This is a genomic window from Rhodococcus sp. 5G237 (assembly GCF_053764735.1).
In genome coordinates this window covers 639,136-657,193 of sequence record NZ_JBSNCD010000001.1, presented here as the reverse complement: position 1 = coordinate 657,193, position 18,058 = coordinate 639,136, and the positions used below count along the sequence as shown (strand labels likewise).

General features: G+C 68.9%; 10 protein-coding genes. All 10 read right to left on the bottom strand.

From position 1 onward, the window contains the following. Positions 1-5: 5 nt before the first annotated feature. On the bottom strand, positions 6-4,940 hold the full coding sequence (pks13, locus tag ACWPOC_RS03055; RefSeq protein ID WP_455408015.1) for a polyketide synthase Pks13: 4,935 nt from the start codon (positions 4,938-4,940) through the stop codon (positions 6-8). Positions 4,941-4,993: 53 nt separating this feature from the next. Then, positions 4,994-6,883: a long-chain-fatty-acid--AMP ligase FadD32 gene (gene fadD32, locus ACWPOC_RS03050; RefSeq protein ID WP_060652455.1), complete on the bottom strand. Its 1,890-nt coding sequence runs from the start codon at positions 6,881-6,883 to the stop codon at positions 4,994-4,996. Positions 6,884-7,567: 684 nt separating this feature from the next. Then, positions 7,568-8,527, bottom strand: coding sequence for a cutinase family protein (locus tag ACWPOC_RS03045; RefSeq protein WP_006553445.1), 960 nt, complete (start codon positions 8,525-8,527; stop codon positions 7,568-7,570). A 20-nt stretch (positions 8,528-8,547) separates the two neighbouring features. Continuing rightward, entirely contained in the window at positions 8,548-9,120 is a 573-nt protein-coding gene (locus ACWPOC_RS03040; RefSeq protein WP_120281078.1) for a DUF732 domain-containing protein, read from the bottom strand. Between the two features lie 133 nt (positions 9,121-9,253). Then, positions 9,254-11,170, bottom strand: a complete 1,917-nt coding sequence (locus tag ACWPOC_RS03035) for an alpha/beta hydrolase-fold protein (RefSeq protein WP_455407983.1) — start codon at positions 11,168-11,170, stop codon at positions 9,254-9,256. Between the two features lie 259 nt (positions 11,171-11,429). Beyond that, positions 11,430-12,440 (bottom strand): alpha/beta hydrolase, encoded by a 1,011-nt coding sequence (locus ACWPOC_RS03030; RefSeq protein WP_120281076.1) that lies wholly within the window; start codon positions 12,438-12,440, stop codon positions 11,430-11,432. A 267-nt stretch (positions 12,441-12,707) separates the two neighbouring features. Next, positions 12,708-14,654, bottom strand: a complete 1,947-nt coding sequence (zomB, locus tag ACWPOC_RS03025; protein ID WP_455407982.1) for a flagellar motor control protein ZomB — start codon at positions 14,652-14,654, stop codon at positions 12,708-12,710. A gap of 4 nt (positions 14,655-14,658) precedes the next feature. Beyond that, positions 14,659-15,564, bottom strand: coding sequence for a decaprenyl-phosphate phosphoribosyltransferase (locus tag ACWPOC_RS03020; RefSeq protein ID WP_455407981.1), 906 nt, complete (start codon positions 15,562-15,564; stop codon positions 14,659-14,661). Continuing rightward, the gene (locus tag ACWPOC_RS03015) at positions 15,561-16,109 is read right to left on the bottom strand and encodes a phosphatase PAP2 family protein (protein WP_159419070.1); all 549 of its coding nucleotides are present in this window, start codon (positions 16,107-16,109) and stop codon (positions 15,561-15,563) included. Before ACWPOC_RS03015 ends, ACWPOC_RS03020 begins: the two co-directional genes overlap by 4 nt. Positions 16,110-16,155: 46 nt before the next feature. Further along, positions 16,156-18,054, bottom strand: a complete 1,899-nt coding sequence (locus ACWPOC_RS03010) for a glycosyltransferase (protein WP_455408014.1) — start codon at positions 18,052-18,054, stop codon at positions 16,156-16,158. Positions 18,055-18,058 lie beyond the last annotated feature (4 nt).

Below are 18,058 nucleotides of genomic sequence, written 5' to 3'. Positions count from 1 at the left end.
TTCGTTCAGCTCCTCGAGGCCTCGATGTCGGCCAGCTTGCGGGTCAGGTCTTCCCCCACCTTCGAGATGTACGGCTCGTCGACGATCTGCAGGTGATCGCCGCCGACGTGCACGACCTCGAGATCCGCGACGACCTCGCCCCACCCACCGTCGGGCTGCCGGGTCCCGAAGGCCGGCTCGAGATCGATCGCGTCGTCGTGATACTTGTCGGCCATGTACAGCACGACCTTGCCGTCGTAGGGCAGCAGCTCCGCGGTCTGGATGGCGCGGTTGTCGAGCCACGACGTGCGCTGGTGCTCGATGATGCCGCCGGGGATCTGCGCCCCGCTCAGCTCGAGCAGGCCCATCAGGATGCCGATCTGTTCCTCGTCGCTGCCGGCCTCGGCCAGCAGGTCGTAGGGCAGCGGCGCGTCGATCCCGTAGGTCTTCTTCGCGAACGCCGAGTAACGCTGCCAGCGCTTACGGATCTCGTCGGGTGTGTCCTCGACCTTCTCACCGGCCATGACGGTGTCGATGAGGCCGACGAGACGCACGTCCTTGCCCTCCTCGCGGAGCAGACGGGCCACCGCGTAGGCCAGGACACCGCCGAGCGACCAGCCGCACAGCACGTACGGGCCGTCGCCCTGGATCTCCTTGATGAGCGGCAGGTACGCCTGTGCGCGAGTGTCGATCGGGCCCTCGGTGCGCTCGAAACCGAACACCGGGGTGTGCGCGGGCAGGCGGCGCAGCAGCGGCTCGTACGCGACCGTCGAACCACCCGCGGGGTGGAAGACGAAGACCGGCACGGTGTCCGATCCCTCGGCGCGGGGCCGCAGCGTGCGCACGAGTCCGTCGATGCGATCGGCGGATTCGAGATGCTGACGGACGGTCTCGGCGAGCTGCTCGATGGTCGGGGCGGCCAGCACGTCGTCGACGGTGATCTCGCCCTCGGCCCGCTCGGTCAGCCGTGCCGCGAGCTTCTCGGCGACATCACGCTCGAGCTTCGGCAGCGGGTTGAAGATGCCCTTGGCCGACTTGCCCGTCACCACCGCCCACGAGGCGAAGGTCAACCGTTCCGCGGCGTCGCGCGGCGGCACGTCGACCCCGCTCGACTCCTGCTCCGGCTCGGGTGTCTCGGCCGCGGTCTGCGCTTCGGCGTCGGCGAGGATCTGCTCGGCCTCACCCACCGCGGTGGTGTCCTCGAGCTGGGGAAGCTCGACCTGCTCCGTGGCCTGTGGGAGCTCGTCTCCGTTCGCAGCGGCGGCGCGCTCGGCTGCCTTCTCGGCGGCCTGCTGCTCGGCGAGCTGCGCAACCTCCTCGCGGTTCTCGACGGCGTACCGCAGGTACTTCGCGACGTCGCGCAGGCTCGCGTCCTTGACCGCCGACAGCTGCAGCTGCGGGATGTCGAACTCGTACTCGACGCGGTTCTTGATGCGGACCGCCATGAGCGAGTCGAGGCCCAGCTCGATGAGCGGGATCTCGGCCGGCAGATCCTCGGGCGCGTAGCCCATGGACTCGGCGACGATCAGCGTCAGGCGGTCGTCGAGGCTCTGCGATCCGCTCGGATCCCACTTGTCGCCGAACGACTCGACGACCTCGGGCATCTCCTCGGCCTGCACGGCCGGCTTCGCGGCCACCGCGACGGGCGCGGGCAGCGGCTCACCGGAGGTGACGACACCCTCGTGGACGAGCGTGAAACCGTCGCCGGCGTTCGCGTGCACCTGCAGCGACGCGCCGCCCGGGTGCCGGGTGAGCGTCGTGGTGAGGGTGCCGGTCGCGGGGACGTCGGTGTGCGGGATGGACGCGGTGAGCGTGACATCCGACAGCACCTGCGAGGCCGCCGCGACGACCAGCTCGGCGGCGTCGGTGACGGCGGAGGCCTGTACCTCCCAGACGTAGCGGCCGTCCGGGAGTGCGACGCGGGCGCCGGGCGCGCGGCCGTTGCCGGAGGTGCCGATGTTGGCCTCGACCCAGTACGGCTTGCGGATGAAGGCGGTGCGCGGCAGGTCGACGTAGCCGCCTTCCGGCAGCAGGGTCTTCAGGTCGACCGACTGCCCGTGCACGTACAGCTGCGCGAGGGCGGTCAGCACGCCGAGGGACTCGTCCTCCTTGCGCTTGAGCGTCTGGATGAACTGGCCGTCCTGCACACCGGCGTCGAAGGCCGTCGCCGCGACCGACATGAGCGTCGCGGGGTTGGCGTTGAGCTCGACGAAGGTGGTGTGCCCGTCGGACAGGGCCTGCCGGATCGCCTGCGTGAAGTACACGCTGTGGCGCATGCCCTTGGTCCAGTACTCGACGTCGTGGATGCCGTCGTGACCTGCGCGGTAGAGCGTCTCCTGGTCGACCGACGAGTACAGGTCGACCTTCAGGCGGTGCGGTTCGATGCCGGCGAGCTCGGCCGCGAGCTCGCCGAGGATCGGATCGACCTGCGAGGTGTGGCTCGCACCCTTGGTCTGCAGGACCCGGGCGAACTTCTCCTCGGCCTCGGCACGCGCGACGATCGCGTTGACCTGTTCCTGCGGGCCACCGATGACGGTGTGTGTCGGCGCCGCATAGACGCAGACCTCGAGCTGCGGGAAGTCGGGCAGCACGTCGGTGATCTCGGCGGCGCTGTACTCGACGAGCGCCATGAGGCGGATGTCGTCGCCGGTCAGGCCGGATTCGGCCTCACCCATCAGACGCGAGCGCGAGCAGATGACGCGCACGGCGTCCTCGAGCGAGAGTCCGCCCGAGATGTAGGCACCGGCGGCCTCACCCATCGAGTGGCCGACGACCGCGGCGGGCTCGGCACCGTGGTGGCGCAGCAGCGCGGCGAGACCGATCTGGATCGTGAAGATGCCGACCTGCGCGGTCTCGACGTCGTAGTCCTGCGCGTCGTCGAGGAACTTCTCCTTCATGGAGTAGCCCGACTCGTCGTAGATCAGCTCGTCGACCTCGTCGACGGCCGCCGCGAAGACCGGGTTCTCCAGGTACAGCTGCTTGGCCATCTTGCGGTGCTGGGCACCGAAGCCGGACAGCACCCACACCGCGCCCTTGGAGGCGGGAGCGTCGGCGGTGAACACGCCCTGCGCGGGCTTGCCGGCGGCGACGGCACGCAGACCGGCGATCGCCTCACCGTGGTTGCTCGCCACGACGATCGCGCGGGACCGGCCGTGGTTGCGACGAGCGAGCGTGCGGGCGACGTCGGCGAGCGGCGTCGTGCTGCCCTTCTCGGTCTCGAGCCAGTCGGCAAGATCTGCGGCGGCACGGCGGCGACGCGACGGCATCGCAGCGGAGACGGCGAGCAGAACGGGCAGCTCACGGGCCTGCTCGGCGGTCTCCGCGGCGGCGGGGATCTCCTCCGGCAGGACCTCGACCTCGGCCTCGGACGCTTCGAGCCCCTCGGGGCCGGTGTACTCGCGCACGACGACGTGCGCGTTCGTGCCACCGAAACCGAATCCGGACACACCGGCGACAGCGCGACCGGTGTAGCGCGGCCACTTCGCACCCTCGGGGATGACCTTCAGGTGCGCCCTGTCGAACGGGATGTACGGGTTGGGCGCGGTGTAGTTGAGCGTCGGCGGAAGCTGATCGTTCTGCATCGCGAGAACGACCTTGATGAGACCGGCCGCACCCGCGGCGGACTCGAGGTGACCGAAGTTGGTCTTGGCCGAACCGAGCAGGACCGGCTTGTCGTCCTCACGCCCCCGACCGACGACACGGCCGAGCGCGTCGGCCTCGATCGGGTCGCCGAGCACCGTGCCGGTGCCGTGCGCCTCGATGTAGTCGACACCGGACGGCAGGATCTGCGCGTCGCGGTAGGCGCGGCGCAGCACGTCGACCTGCGCTTCGGGGTTGGGAGCGGCCAGACCGTTGGAGCGGCCGTCCTGGTTGACGGCCGAACCGGCGATCACCGCGAGGATGTCGTCGCCGTCGCGCTCGGCGTCCTCGAGACGCTTGAGCACGACCAGACCGCCACCCTCGGCGCGGATCATGCCGTCGGCGTCGGCGGAGAACGCCTTGATGCGGCCGTCGGGTGCCATGACGCCGAGTTCGTCGAACCCGAGGGTGCCGGCCGGGGCGAGCAGCATGTTGACGCCACCGGCGAGGGCGACGTCGGCTTCGCCGTTGCGCAGTGCGCGCACGGCCTGGTGCACGGCGACCAGCGACGACGAGCACGCCGTGTCGAGCGTGACGGACGGGCCGTGGAAGTCGTAGAAGTACGACACGCGGTTGGCGATGACGGCGGTGGAGGTGCCGGTGAGCGCGTAGGGATGCGCTGCGGACGGATCGCCGACCGCGAGGAGCATGTAGTCGCTGGCCGAGCTGCCGATGAACACACCGACCGAGCCGCCCTTGAGGTCGCTCGGCGGGATGTGCGCATGCTCGAGTGCTTCCCAGGTCAGCTCCAGCGCGAGGCGCTGCTGCGGGTCGACCATCTCGACCTCGCGCGGCGACATCGCGAAGAACTCGGCGTCGAAGCCCTTCACGTCGTCGAGGTAGCCGCCCCTGGTGTTGGCGTTGCGGATCGACTCCCACACGGCGGGGTCGTTCTCGAACTCCGACCAGCGGCCCTCGGGCAGATCGGAGATGCCGTCGCGTCCGGACGCGAGCAGCTCCCACATCTGTTCGGGGGTGTCGACGTGGCCCGGCAAACGGGTGGACAGACCGACGATGGCGACGTCCTTCGAACCCGCCGCGGCACCGACCGTGTACAGGGCGGAGTCGTCCTCGGCGGGTGCCTCGGGCTCACCTTCGATGATGCGCGTCGCGAGCGACGCGATCGTCGGGTGCTGGTAGGCGATCGTCGCGTTGAGGGTGACACCGAGGAGTTCCTCGATCTCGCCCGCCATGGCGACGGCGTCCCGGGAGGACAGTCCGAACTCCTCCATCGGACGATCGTCCGAGATCTGGGAGACCGGCTGTCCGGTCGCGTCGGCGATCCAGTTGCGCAGCCATTCGCGCAGCTGCGCAACCGTCATTTCAGTGTCAGACATCAACCCACCACGCTACCCGGGAAAGAGGACATTCGTTCTTACACGCTGTCCGGGAAGGCCTGCTGCTGGTAACCGCCGCGCAGCGTTCCCTCGACATATGCGGTCTTGCACGCCCGACGCGCGATCTTTCCGCTGGACGTACGGGGGATGGAACCGGCCGGCACGAGCAGCACGTCGCGGGCGGTGACACCGTGCCGGGACGAGATCGCGGCACGCACCGCGTCGGCGATCGGCTGCGGATCGGCCTTGCCGGCGCCGGGAGCGCGCTCGGCGACGATCACGAGCTGCTCCGACGAATCGTCGGCATCGAACTGCAGGCCGGAGGCGTCGTTGTCGAACACCTCGCGCGGCAGTTGGTTGGCCGGCACCGCGAAGGCCGCGACGAAGCCGGGGCGCAGCGCGGAGCTGGCCTCCTGCGCCGAGAACTCGAGGTCCTGCGGGTAGTGGTTGCGGCCGTCGACGATCACGAGGTCCTTGACGCGACCGGTGATGTAGAGCTCACCGTCGATGTAGACGCCGTAGTCGCCGGTGCGCAGCCACTTGCTGTCGTCCGGGGTGCCCTCGGCGTGGCTGCCCTCGGCCAGGCGCTTGGTGATGCGGTTGTGGAAGGTGTTGTCGGTCTCTTCCTTGCGACCCCAGTAGCCGATGCCCATGTTCTCGCCGTGCAGCCAGATCTCGCCGACCTGCTCGTCGGGCATCTCGGTGCCGGTCTCGGCGTCGACGATCGCGGCCCACTGGCTGCGCGCGACGTAACCGCAGGAGACCTGCGGGATGGCGTTCTCGGCGTCGGGCTCGACGCGCACGACCCGGCCCGCGTTGAGTGCGGTGCGGTCGACGTAGATGACCTTCGCCTCGTCGCTGTGACGGGTGGAGGAGACGAACAGGGTGGCCTCGGCCATGCCGTAGGACGGCTTGATCGCCGTGCGGGGCAGACCGTAGGGGCCGAAGGCCTCGTTGAACTTGCGCATCGACGACGTGGTGACCGGCTCGCTGCCGTTGATCAGGCCGATGACATTGCTCAGGTCGAGTTCTTCGCCGGGCTTGGGGACCGCGCGTGCCGCAGCATGCTCGAACGCGAAGTTCGGGGCGGCGGCGAAGGTGCCGGCACCGTCGGAGACGGCGGCGAGCTCGCGGATCCAGCGGCTCGGCCGGGCCACGAAGGCGCGCGGGCTCATGATGGTGATGTACTTGCCGCCGACCGCGGGCAGGATCACCGTGAGCAGGCCCATGTCGTGGAACAGCGGCAGCCAGGTCACGCCGCGCGACGACTCGTTGAGCTCGATCGAGTCGGCCATCTGGATGACGTTGGTGAGCACCGAGCGGTGGGTGATCTCGACGCCTGCGGGAACGCGGGTCGAGCCGGAGGTGTACTGCAGGTACGCGATGTCGTCGGTGCCGATGGGCGGCCGGTTCCAGGACTCGGCGACCGAGTCGGGGATGGCGTCGACGGCGATCACGCGGGGACGCTGCGCAGCGGGGAGCGGGCGGAAGAACTGCCGCACGCCGGCCGCGGACGAGGTGGCGGTGAGAATCGCGCTGGGGGTGCAGTCGCCGAGAACGGCGTGCAGACGATCGGTGTGGCCGGGCTCGTCGGGATCGAACAGTGGCACGGCGATGGTACCGGCGTAGATCGCGGCGAAGAAGGACACGACGTAGTCGAGGCCCTGCGGAGCGAGGATCGCGACACGGTCGCCGGGAGCGGTGACCTGCTGCAGGCGCGCGGCGATGGCCTTGATGCGCACACCGAACTGATCCCAGGTCAGCTCGTGCACCTCGCCGTCGCGTTCCCGCGAGTAGTCGATGTACCGGTAGGCGAGGTCGTCACCGTTTGAAGCGAAGTTCCCCTCGAGGTGATCGAGCAGGGTCTGCCCTTCCGGCAGCCTGATCCGCCCGTTCTCATCGATGAACTCTTCGAACCCGACGCTCAATTCCTTCTCCCTGTCGAAGCGATCCCACAACCACTCGACATGGTTGCGCCACTAACTTTTCCTCCGCGCCGGCGGATCGTCGTACCGATACCGCCCCCCACGGCTTCCGGCGGTCCGTTCCTCGAACGTGTCCATCGACCCCAGATCACGAATATGTTACAGATCGGCATCACGCGCACCCTCGCAAAGTGCGGTCGCCGGGAGGAACGCTTCCCCTCGCACACGGGAAACACAAAGATACGACATGGTCGTCTTCACACACACATTCCGCGCCCGTCGAAGGAGAAGAGCACACGATCCGATTGTGTGCGACGGTTTTTCGACGCCGGCACCGGCCGACGATGCAACCCGCCGTCCTCTGCTGCCCAGGATCGGCGCCCCGGTACGTACGCCCGACCGACGCGAGAGCTCGTGACAAGGATCATTCCCGGTCGCGGGCCGTCGCTACGCCCCCGGAGGGCGCCGGCCGTTCGCCGTGCCGTCGCTGGCACCATGAACCTCTTCTCCTGTGGCAGTCGTCGTGCGCCACGATCCCGGACGGCCGGGCACGCAGCCGAGGGATGAGTCTAAAGGCAGCCCGTCTTTCGAGTGTACCGGGTGGTGAGATCGGACACTACCGGCGAGTAATATGTGGGAGGGTTCACTCGGACCCGAACCGCCCCCGCGTGTAGCGACGGCCGCACCTCATTCTTCTGCGGGTTCCGGTGCGGCGTCGATCTTCTCCGCCGCCCAGTTCGCGATCCACTGCGTCGCGGTCGTGCCGTTCTCGTCCACGACGTAAGTGTTGTACATCGCGTGGATCGGGTTGTTGACGTACTCGAGCAGACGCGGAGCGGCCGACATCCAGTTGGCGGGATTCAGCGCGTTCGGCGGCGCGTCGCAGATGCTGTCGGTGGGTGCGCAGATCTGGATCGTGCGGTCGTCGAGCTCCCCGAAGCCACCGGGACGCGCGCCGGTCATCGTGATCCCCGGCAACCGCAGGCCGTCGAGCGATAGTTCGGCGCCCACTCCGGCGACGGGCGCACCGATGTCGGTGCCCGAGACCCCGTCGCGGCGACCGTCGGCGACGAGCGCGACACCGAGCACCCGGTCGGCGGGGACCGGGCCGTTGCCGGCACCGATCTGCGCGGCGACGTCGCCCACGATCACAGCGCCCTGCGAGAAACCGGTGAGCACGTAGGTGGTCAGCGGGCACTCGGCCGAGCGTCGCGCGAGGATGTCGGTGGTGGCCGCGAATCCCTCGCTGCGGCTGTTGTTGTAGGACTGCTGGCCGTCCGGCGGGATCGCGATGGGGTTCGAGAACTGCGCGACGTACGGCACCGTGTAGACGTCGGCGCGCTGGGCGTCGAAACGCTCCTGCAGCGGCCTCGTCACGTTGAGCATGAGCGAGTACGGGTTCGCGGCCGGGGCGTACGGATCGTCGCCCACCGCGGACTCCCAGGTGCCCGGCACCGCGACGACCTGCACGTCGGGGCACGAGGCCGGCTGCGACTGCGGCTCCTCCGGCCCCGGCGGGGTGGGAATCGGTGACGGGATGTCCAGCCGCCCCGCGAGCATGTACCAGAGCACCAGCACGATCGCCAGGACGAGCAGCGCCCCCACGACCACGATCCTGCGTCCGCGACGCTGCTTCGTCCTGACCATTCGTGCTGTCCCCGCGTTCCCTAGTTGCAGTACGTCTCGCCGGCGACGGCGATGTACGTGTCGGCCGTCGAGGAGGCCTGCTCCTCCGACAATTCGACACCACCTGCTGCAGCATCACTACCCACGAGCGCGGTCACGAACACCTTGATCTCCTCCGGCGACCCGCCCTGCGCCTGGGCACTGCAGATGTAGTCGGCGATGTTCACCGCGCCGGTCTCGTCGCTGGGCTCGACGCCCTCGGCGCGGAGGCCGTCGAGGAAGGCCTGTGCGCCGGGCGTGGGAGCGGGTGCCGCGCCCGTGCCGGCTCCCGTGTCCTCTCCGGCATCGTCGTCTCCGGCAGCGGGCGAGGACGGAGCCGGGGACGCCTCGCTCGTCTCGGTCTCGCCCGTGGTCTCGGCCCCGGCGGCGCCGGGGGACGTCTCGGCCGCGGAGGTCGATGTCGACGTCGAGGTCTCCGTGGCGGCAGACGTGGTCGGCGTGTTCGTCGCGGTGGAGTCGTCGCTTCCGCATGCGGAGAGAACGGCCGTGGCGGTCAGTGCCGCGGCGAGGGCGCCGAGGACTCGGGTCGAGCGCGAGCGGGTCCGTGAAGGCATGTGGTGGGGTCCTCACATCCGGGATGTCGGTCGAACTTGGTCAGATGCGCCCCAGGCTACAGAGCGGCCCGTGCGGCCGGTAGGAGCGTCCCGCCTCCCCCGGTTCACACGGGCCGACCCTGCTGTGGTTCGGTTACGGCTGCAGCTTCACCTCGTCGCCGTCGAGCGTGATGAAGCCGTTCTGGAAGTTCTGCTGGACACCCTTGCCGTCGGCGGCCGGGAACTCGTCGCTGATCGGCAGACCCAGACGTCCTTCGGCACCCTTCTCGGCGAGCCATGCCTCGAGGATCTTGCCGCGGACCGGCCAGGCGCCGGTGAGCGGGCTCCAGTAGATGTGGCCGTGCTGGAATTCGTTGAAGCGACCGTCGCGCCCGGCGGGCTGCTCACTGGTCGTCGGGTAGCCCAGGACACCCGTCTCGTAGCCGAGCTGGGAGTACTTGTCGAGGATCATGCCCTGTACCCCGTGGGCACCGGTGTCCTCGCTCCAGTACATGGCGCCGATTTCGAAGCCCTGGACCGCGCCGCGACCGTCGGGGGTCGCCGCCTCGTCGAGGATCGGGTAGCCGAGGGGGCCGCCCTCCCAGCCCTGGTTCTTCCATTCCTCGAAGATCTTGCCGCGGACCGCGTGGGCGCCGTGCTCGGGCGTCCAGTAGATCGCGCCGTTCCGGAAGTGGTTGAACCGTCCGCGTCCGTCGGGAGCGACGCGTTCCTCGGTGGTCGGATAGCCGAGCTGCCCGGCCGGACCGCCGACACCCTGGTAGGCGCCGCCGATCGCACCCGCGACCGGCACCGTCGTGCCGTCGGACGAGAAGACACGGCCGAAGCGGAAGTCCTGCACCTTGCCGCCTGCGACGTCGTATTCGGAGGTGAGGCAGTCACCGAGCCAGGCGTTCGCGTTCGCGACGTCACCGAAGGCACCGGTCGGATTGCACTCGGGCTTGTCGACACCGACCCCGAGGGTGTTGGCGAGCTGCGGCCACAACTGGTGCAGTTCGAACTCCCAGTACTTCCACGTGTGGGTGCCCGACGGCCGGTACACGATCTGCGCGGGGATGCCCTGCTTCTTGAGCTTCGTCGCGAACGCCTGCGAAGTGAGGCGCGAGAGGATCTCGAGGCCCATGCCGGCGTAGTTGGTGCTGACACCGGGGATGCCCGACGGATCGTCGTACGGGCCGGTGGTGCCGCTGCCGCTCGAGACGTACAGGCTCACACCCTTGAGCTTGTCGGCGAGCAGGTACGGATCATGCGACTCCCAGCCCTCGGAGCCGGGCGCACCCCACATCGCCTCGGAATCGAAACCGCCGGCGTCCTGCATCGCGTAGTGGATGGCCTCGGGCATGCCGAGGGTGGTCGTGGTGAGGATGCCGGACAGCGACGCCGCGAACTGCGCGAAGCCCGGATTGCGGGCGGGCAGGAACATCGCGGCGGTACCGCCCATCGACAGTCCGACGACGCCACGCTTGTCGGTGGTACGCCAGTCGCGCTCGAGGAGTGGGGGAAGTTCCTTCGTCAGGAAGGTCTCCCACTTGTAGTTCTGTCCGTTGTTCTGGTCGATCCAGTCGGAGTAGAAGCTCGACTGGCCACCCACCGGCAGCACGACGTTGACGTTCTTGTCGGCGAAGAAGGCCTCCGCGTCGGTCTCGAGCGTCCACCCGTTCTCGTCGTCGCGTGCGCGCATGCCGTCGAGCATGAACACCGACGGGAACTTCGCGTCGGGCTTGCTGTTCCAGTCGCGCGCGAGCAGCAGCTGCACCTGGATCGGCGTCCCCATCGACGGCGAGTCGATCCACAGGGCGACACGACGATCGGTGAGCCAGTCGACGGAGCGGACGGTGGCACCGGCGGTGCTCGTCGGGCCGGACTGGGCGATGAGCGGATCGGCGGTGGCCACCGAGACGGTGGTCAGACCTGCGGCGACGGGCGCGACGAGGGCTGCGGCGATCAGTGCGAGCACACGGGATCTCCCGCTCCGCGCACCCGCAACGCGAGTCGCTCTCCTGCTCGGCCCCGTCCGTCGCTCACCGTGCTCGAGCTCAGTTCGCATCTGCATCGCTCACTTTCTGCGTTGCCGGATTTCCTGCCGAAGTGCGGCTTCGGGTGGACCGCGACGGCGGCAGTGGCAGGGCGCCCCGGCTGGGTATGCCGACTCGGGATACCGGAGTCCCGGATGTTGTTTCTACACCGGCGGCACCCGGAATCGCGGGTGCCGCGCTGTGACAGGTGAGAAAATTGTTGCAGAAAGTTACGACGCCGCCCCCTCACCGGATCGGTGAGCGGGCGGCGTCGCTGCTAGCAGTGCGTACCGGAGATCAGAACGCGTTCAGCGCCTCGAGGATCTGCGGGCGTGCCTTCCACAGCTGATCCTCCCAGTACTTCCATGCGTGCGTGCCGCGCGCCGGGAAGTCGAAGGTGGCCGGGATGCCGAGCGTGGCCAGCTTGATCTGGAACGCGCGGGTCTGGGCGAGGGACAGCGCCTCGAGAGCCATGCCGTTGGCGGTGTTGTAGTAGCCGACGAAGCCCTGCGGGTTGTCGTGCTCACCGGGCAGACCGCTGGCGGCCGAGATGTACAGCGACAGACCCTCGAGCTTCGGAGCGAAGACGAACGGGTCGTTGCGCAGCCAGGCCGGGCTCCACGGCGGGCCCCACATCGAGTCGACGTTGAAGCGGCCGGCGTCGAGCATCGCCACGCGGATGGCCTCACGCATGCCGGGAGCCGACAGGTTCAGGTAGCCGGACAGCGACGACGCGAACTTGAACTGGTCGCGGTGGTAGGCGGCCAGGGTCAGGGCGGCGGAGCCACCCATCGACAGGCCGAGGATGCCGTTGTTGTTGCGCGAGACACCACGGGTGGCGAGGTAGTCGGGCAGCTGCTCCGTCAGGAACGTCTCCCACTTGTAGGTGACGTCCTGGCCGTTCAGGTTGGACGGCGCGTACCAGTCGGTGTAGAAGCTCGACTGTCCGCCGACCGGCATGATCAGGCTGACGTTGTCGTTCGCGAACTGCTGCAGGGCGTTCGTCTCGAACGTCCAGGCGTTCGCGTCGTCCCGAGCGCGAAGGCCGTCGAGCATGTAGAGCGCCGCGTCGCCACCGCGCGCGGCCCACTGGATCTGAACCTTGATCGGGCCCATGTCGGACTCGACGAAGACCTCTTCGAAGCCCCCTGCAGGCGCGCGGTGCGAGACCGGCGCTCCCTGCGCCGGCGCGGCGACGGCGGCGGTGGTTCCGACGAGGCCGGCAGCCACGGGGAGGACCAGAGCTGCGGCGGCGGTGCCGAGCAGTCGCCGTCGAAGGCCCTGCCTCAACCTCGGGACAAAACGCATGAACAATGCTCTCTTTCTCGTCTGCGGCGTCCGCGTTCGCGTCCCCCGGATTCCGGCGATGACGACCGCGGAAGGCCGCCCCAAGTCACACTGCGGTCAAAACTGTAAAGGACCGCGTGATCTCTGACAAACCCTGGTTTCAACAGCTCTTGGGCACCTCTTGACCTGTAGGTCAAGCACGCGCTGCCGGAAAGTTACCCATCCGTGATGCGCCGTGATCCTATCGAGACAGTCGAAGCGGGCCAAGTTGATCTCGGTGTCCGGCCGTCACCCCCGCGGCGGTGGCATCGGCAGGTCACAACGCTGGATCTCGTACTTCGGCACCCGTTCGATCCGGTACGAGGCGTAGTCGAACGCGTTGCGCAGGTTCCTCTTGAACAGTGCCCACGTGAGCTCGGCACTCGAGGAGTCGATCATCTCCCGGGTCTCGGGACAGGTCAGCGCGGTCTTCGCCATCGCGACCCAGTCCTCGTCGAGATAGCCCGGCATCCACGGATGGACGTCGACCATGCCCGAATCGGCGACCACCCAGTCGGGGAACAGGATCTTGTCGTGGCCGATCCGGCCGTCCTCGAGACGCTCGGTGTGCGCGGCGAGCGGGTAGGCCAGGCCCATCTGGTCGACGACCCGCACGTCCAGACCCGTGTTCATGCTGGTCATGCCCAGGTTCAGGAAGAACACCGTGTGCCCGGCACCGCCCGGTGGGATGGGCTCGGGTGGCGGCACGACGTCCCACGCGTCGAAGGAGGGGGTCGGCAGCAGCAGCCCACCGTTCGGGGTGTTCGCGATGGCCTCGACCATGGCCCGCATACGCGGGTAGTCGAGATAGTCCTCGGCCAGGATGGGATGCAGATGCCCGGTGTTGAGGGCGTAGAAGGCTCGCTCGTCGACGATGCCGGATCGGCCCACCACGGCGCCCTCGGTCATGCCGGTCGTGTTGGCCGCGGCGGCCGTCCACACGACGGTGCCCAGCCACAGCACGGCCAGCGCACCCGCGACCTGCGTCGGCCGGTTGTTGCCGAGCTCCGCCCGGTCCGGGATCCGCAGCGGGACGACGGCGACGGGCAGGAGCAGGCAGAACAGCGGCGGCAGGAGGACGCGGCCGTGCATGAAGTCGCCGCCCACACGCAGCGAGTACAGCGCGAGCAGCACACCGGAGCCGAGGAACAGCACGACGACGGCGGTCGGCGTGCGCAACAGTTTCTGCGCCCAGGTCAGCGTGGCCCGCACGTCGCGCGGATCGGGACGCGCCACCGCTGCGGTGAGGCCCACGGCGTCACGGCTGGTCGCGAGGACGAGCGCGGCGAGGATCGCGAGGAACAGCAGCGGCAGCCACAGCAGGTACGGCGAGACGAGGTTGCCGAGATATTCGAGGCCCTGCGACCACTTGGCGCCACCGGCGTCCTTGGCGACCGCGGTGTTGGGATAGGGCAGCCCGTAATAGCCCATGCGCCAGATCTGGTAGCCGACCGGGATCACCCCGGCGACCGCGACCATCGCGACCCGGATGCGCAGGTCGAGGCCGGGCGCGAGGAACAGCATCGCGAGCGCGAGCACCGCGACCAGCGCGAGTTCGGGTCGCACGAGCGGGCCGAGTCCGGCGACGAACGCCGTGGCGAGGATCTGCCCCGTACCCGGGAGCGATCCGTCCCCTCCCGGCGTGGGGGTCGCCCACCGGGCCATGAGCAGCCACAGCAGGCCGAGCCAGCAGATCACCAGGCAGGACTCGAGGCCCGAGGTGGCGAAGTCGCGGGCCGGGGGCACCGCGATGTAGACGAGGACACCGGCGGGCAGCAGCAGCACGGTGCCTGCGGTGGCGCGCAGTCGCCACCGGTACAGGCGTGCGGCACCGAACATGGCGAGGACGATCGCGCCCGTCGACAACACGAGCGCGATCGTGAGCACCACGTATTCGAGGCGGAGGCCGGTGAGCCATCCGCCCGCGTAGACGATGTACGTCCACGCGGTGGAGGTGTTGGCCTCCACGCGCTCCCCCGCGTTGAAGACCGGCCCGTTGCCGGCGAGGAGGTTGCGCACGGTCCGCAGGACGATGAGACCGTCGTCGGCGATCCAGCGCCGCTCCCACGCTCCCCAGAACATCAGGAACGCGGAGACGACCACACCCGCGGCGAACACGCCGCCGGCGAGGCGGTCACGCCGAACGGGCCGGACCGTACTGGACGGTCCGGCTTCGGTGTCGTGGACGCCGCGCACGACGTCAGAAGAGGTAGACAGCACCGCCGACCACCAGGATCCACACCACTGCGAGCAACTGCAGCACCCGGTCCTTCAGGGCGATCTCCTCGGGTTCGCCGGCTTCACCGCCGTCGACGTCGACCGCGTAGCGCAGGATGGCGACGACGAACGGGATCATCGAGATCGCGTACCAGTTGGAACCGGCCACGTTGTCCTGCTCGAACGCCCACAGGCCGTAGCAGAGCACGACCGCCGTCGCCGCGACCGTCCATACGAACCGCAGGTAGGTCTCGGTGTAGTACTCGAGCGACTTGCGGATCTTCGCGCCGGTGCGGGTCGCGAGGCGCAGCTCGGCGTAGCGCTTGCCGGCCGCCATGAACAGCGACCCGAACGCCATGATCAGCAGGAACCACTGCGACAGCGGGATCTCGGCGGCCACACCACCGGCGATGGCACGGATCAGGAAGCCCGACGAGACGATGCAGATGTCGAGGACGGCCTGGTGCTTGAGCCCGAAGCAGTACGCGAGCTGGATGCCGATGTACACCGCCATGACGACGGCGAGCTGCCAGTTCGCGATGAACGACAGCGCGATCGAGCCGACGAGCAGCACCGTCGCGAGGATGTACGCGAGTCGTACCGGGAGCACACCGGCCGCGATGGGCCGGAAACGCTTGGTGGGGTGTGCACGGTCGGCGTCGACGTCCATCGCGTCGTTGACGAGGTAGATGCCCGAGGCGGCCATGCAGAAGACGACGAAGGCGAGCGCGACGGGCAGCAGCACGTCGACCTGGGTGACCGAGCCGGCCGCCATCGGGGCCGCGAGCACCAGGACGTTCTTCACCCACTGTCGGGGACGGACCGCCTTGACGATCCCGGCGCCCAGGCTCTTGGGCGCCTCCTTGACGGGCGCCGGTTCCTCGCTCATCGATCTCCCCACTTCGTCTCTGCCCGCGCCACGACGGCCGCGGACGCCGCACCGAGTGCCGCACCCGCCAGTACATCCGTCGGATAGTGGACGCCCAGCACCAGGCGGGACAGCATCATGGGCGGCACGAGCACCGCGGGAAAGGGTAGCCCGGTGGTGCGGGCGAGCAGCACGGCCGCCGCAGTCGTGGACGTCACATGCGACGACGGGAAGCTCAGCCGGCTCGGCGTGGACACGTTGACCTGCACCGTCGGGTCCACCGGCCGCGGACGGCGCACGACCCGCTTGATCACGACGGACGCCGCGTGGGCACCGAACGCACCGACCGCCACACTCGCCCACTTGCGGCGACGGGGGCGGTCGACGAGGGCGCCGGCGGCGCCGATCGCGATCCAGCCGAGAGCGTGCTCACCGAAGTGCGACATGCCGCGGGCGATCTTCGTCGCGGCGGGCACCGCACCTGCGGTCGCCTGGACGGTCTGCAGGATCCGGACCTCGGTGTCGGTACTTCTCCAATGACGTGCGGCCGCACCGTCTGCGGTCACACTGTCTGCGGTCACACCGTCTGCGGCCGTGGACGCAGCGCTGCTGTCAGTTGCCGATACCGAAGACACGCTCCCACTCCTCCTTGCTGGTCAGGGCGGGAACCGCGTCCCGGTACCGCTTCTTCATCTCGGGGAACCGGCGCGCGAGTTCGCGTCGCAACCGGAGCGCCTCCGTGAGCAGAGCCTGGGCCTGCGCACGATCGCGCTTACGGTAGACGACACCCCGACCGTCCGCCGTGGTGACCGTCACGCCGTCGACCTGCGAGAGCAGGAACCACCGCGCGTCGATGGTCGGCACGTTCAGCTGGGGCCGCTCGTGGTGCTCGCGGTTCTCGGGACGCAGATTGTGCAGCGCGCCCTTGGCCAGACGCTTGGCCTTCGCGACCGCACCCTCGGGCAGTCCCACGGCGCCGACCTCGGCGCCGGATGCCATCGGCAGTTCGGTCGACGACGGCAGCACCACCGCGTCGGGGAAGTTCTTCCGCAGCGCGTGCACCTCACCGAGGGCACGCGGCAGCAGATCGAACAGGTTCTCCGGGCCGCCGAGGAAGTCCTCGATGGCCTTGTTCTGGATCGCGACCGTCGAGTACTCGAGGCAGACGAGGTGCTTGATCGTGGCCTTGATGGTGTCGAGCACCATCGCCTTGGGGTCGCCGTGCTGGTGCAGCGCGGCCACGACGAGCCGGTTGCGCAGGTGGAAGTACGCCTGCCAGTCGATGGCGTCGTCCTTGTCGCTCCACGCCATGTGCCAGATCGCGGCGCCCGGCATCGTCACCGTCGGGTAGCCGGCCTCGCGGGCCCGCAGGCCGTACTCGGCGTCGTCCCACTTGATGAACAGCGGCAGGGGCTGGCCGATCTCCTCCGCGACGACGCGCGGGATCATGCACATCCACCAGCCGTTGAAGTCGACGTCGATACGGCGGTGCAGGAGCTTCGAGTTCTCCCGGTCGCGCAGCGGCTTGGTGGAGAAGTCGTGGTCGTACTCGACGTTCGGGGCGGCACCCCACATGAAGTTCGCGCGGTGGATGACCTCGCCCATGGTGTGCAGGTGGCTGCGTTCCTGCAGGTTGAGCATCTGCCCGCCGACGAGCATCGGGGTCCGCGCGAACCGCGACAGGGCGAGGGCGCGCAGGATCGAGTCGGGCTCGATCTCGATGTCGTCGTCCATGAACAGGATGTAGGGACTGGAGGTGGTCTTCAGCGCCTCGTACATGATGCGGCTGTAACCACCCGAGCCACCGAGGTTGCCCTGGTCGTGGATGACGAGGCGATCACCGAAGGGTTCGGCGGCCTCCGCGAAGTCGGCCTCGTCCTTCACCTTGCGGGTGCCCTGGTCCGGGATGATGACGGCGTCGACGACGTCCATCACCAACGGGTCGGACGCGAGCGCACGCAGCGCCTTCACGCAGTCGGCGGGACGGTTGAAGGTCGGGATGCCCACGGCGACCGAGCCGCGTCCGGGCGCCTCGACGGGTGCGTACCAGCCGGCGGCGTGCAGGGTGACGTCGCTGTCGGTGGTGACGTCGAACCACAGCCAGCCACCGTCCTCGAACGGACCGAGGTCGGTGTCGATCTCGACGATCACCCCGTCGCCGCGGAACTCACGGCCGGTGACGTGGATGCGGCTCGAGTCGGCCTTGCTGCGGTACAGGTCGACGCGGCCGTGGCCGGTGAGCTCGAGACGCAGCACCACCGAACCGAGCGTGCTCCAGCGACGCCAGTAGCTCGCCGGGAAGGCGTTGAAGTAGGTGCACAGCGACACCTCGGACTCCGCGCCGATCGCCAGCGTCGTCCGGCTCGTCGCGTGGGCACGACGCGCGTTGGTGGGCGACTCCTCGAGGTAGAGGGTGCGCACGTCGAGCGGCTCGCCCGGTCGCGGCAGGATGATGCGCTGCAGCAGCGACCGCCCGAGCAGGTCGTCCTGCTCCGCAGCGGAAGCACTCACGGCC

Excerpts from the sequence above, each read along its gene's own strand:
- pks13 (WP_455408015.1), bottom strand. The coding sequence starts at position 4,940 with ATGACGGTTGCGCAGCTGCGCGAATGGCTGCGCAACTGGATCGCCGAC.
- ACWPOC_RS03045 (WP_006553445.1), bottom strand. The coding sequence starts at position 8,527 with ATGGTCAGGACGAAGCAGCGTCGCGGACGCAGGATCGTGGTCGTGGGG.
- ACWPOC_RS03040 (WP_120281078.1), bottom strand. The coding sequence starts at position 9,120 with ATGCCTTCACGGACCCGCTCGCGCTCGACCCGAGTCCTCGGCGCCCTC.
- ACWPOC_RS03035 (WP_455407983.1), bottom strand. The coding sequence starts at position 11,170 with ATGCAGATGCGAACTGAGCTCGAGCACGGTGAGCGACGGACGGGGCCG.
- ACWPOC_RS03030 (WP_120281076.1), bottom strand. The coding sequence starts at position 12,440 with ATGCGTTTTGTCCCGAGGTTGAGGCAGGGCCTTCGACGGCGACTGCTC.
- ACWPOC_RS03020 (WP_455407981.1), bottom strand. The coding sequence starts at position 15,564 with ATGAGCGAGGAACCGGCGCCCGTCAAGGAGGCGCCCAAGAGCCTGGGC.